The organism is Myxococcus sp. AM011 (assembly GCF_013372595.1).
GTDB lineage: Bacteria > Myxococcota > Myxococcia > Myxococcales > Myxococcaceae > Myxococcus > Myxococcus eversor.
Map to the genome: position 1 here is coordinate 1 of NZ_JABXEM010000541.1, position 1,618 is coordinate 1,618.

A 1,618-nucleotide genomic window follows, 5' to 3' on the forward strand; every position below is an offset into this window, starting at 1 on the left:
CCTTCCACGAGCGCTTCGAGGCACAGGCCGCCCTCACGCCCGACGCCCTCGCCGTCCTCGACGACTCCTCCTCTCTCTCCTTCCTCCAGCTCAATCAGCGCTCAAACCAGCTCGCCCACCTGCTGCGCTCTCGCGGCGTCGGGCCCGAAGTCCGCGTCGCCTTCTGCCTGGAGCGCACTGTCGACTCCCTCGTCGCCCTCCTCGCCATCCTCAAGGCCGGCGCCGCCTACGTCCCTCTCGACTCCGCCTACCCTCGCGAGCGCCTCGCCTTCATGCTCCAGGACTCCGGCGCTCCCTTCGTCCTCACCCTCTCCCACCTCCTGCCTCGTCTCGACTCCGCCTCCGCCCTCTGCCTCGACGACGACGCCCTGCGCGCTTCTCTCGCCGCGCTCCCCGACTCCAATCCTCCTCGCGTTTCCCTCCCTTCCCACCTCGCCTACGTCATCTACACCTCCGGCTCCACCGGCAGGCCCAAGGGCGTCATGGTCCACCACTCCTCCGTGGTGAATCTCCTCTCCGCCCTCTCCTCTTCCGTCTACGCAGACGTCCAGCGCCCCCTCCGCCTCTCCCTCAACGCGCCTCTCTCCTTCGACGCCTCCGTCAAGCAGCTCGTCTTCCTCTCCCTCGGCCACTGCCTCTGCTTCGTCCCTCAGGCCGCCCGTGAAGACGTCCCCCTGCTTCTCTCGTGGTTGAAGAAGCACCAGCTCGACGTCCTCGACTGCGCCCCCTCTCACCTCCGCCTCCTCCTCGACGAGGGCCTCGCGGACTCCGGCCGTCACCTCCGTGTCCTCATCGGCGGTGAGGCCATCGACGACTCCCTCTGGGCGACGCTCTCTTCTTCGCCTTCGCTAAGTGCCTTCAACGTCTACGGGCCCACCGAGGCCACCGTCGACACCACCGCGCTCGCCATCCGCGCTTCCGCTCGTCCCTCTCTCGGTGGGCCGCTCTCCAACGTCTCCACCTTCATCCTCGACGCCTCTCTCCAGCCCGCTCCCATTGGCGTCCCTGGTGAGCTCTTCATCGGCGGCGACGGCCTCGCTCGCGGCTACCACCTCCGTCCGGACCTCACCGCCGAGCGCTTCGTCCCCAACCCCTTCAGTGCCACGCCCGGCGCTCGCCTCTACCGCACCGGTGACAAGGCCCGTTGGCTGGCCCATGGCCACCTCGAGTACCTCGGCCGCATCGACTTCCAGGTGAAGCTGCGCGGCTTCCGCATTGAGTTGGGTGAAGTCGAGGCCGCTCTCGAGGCCCTTCCTTCCGTCCACCACGCCGCCGCCCTCGTCCGCGAGGACGTCCCGGGCCTCAAGCGCCTCGTCGCCTACGTCACCCCGGCCTCCGTCGACACCTCGGCCCTGCGCGCGGAGCTGCTGCTCCACCTCCCCGAGTACATGGTGCCCTCGGCCTTCGTTGCCCTGGACGCGCTGCCCATCAACACCCACGGCAAGCTCGACAGGAAGGCCCTCCCGGCTCCTGACTCTGGCCCCACCGACTCCTTCGTCGCTCCTCGCAACCCCACCGAGATGCGTCTCGCCGCCATCTGGGCGGAAGTCCTCCACCTCGACTCCGTCAGCGTCACCGACGACTTCTTCTCCCTCGGTGGCCACTCCCTCCTCGCCAC

The 1,618-nt window shown here is 68.7% G+C and carries 1 protein-coding gene; it reads left to right on the forward strand.

Translation table 11 applies throughout. The features are described 5' to 3' along the window. Nucleotides 1-1,618: amino acid adenylation domain-containing protein (locus HUW62_RS47165; protein WP_176438181.1), on the forward strand; the 1,618-nt coding region annotated here is incomplete at both ends.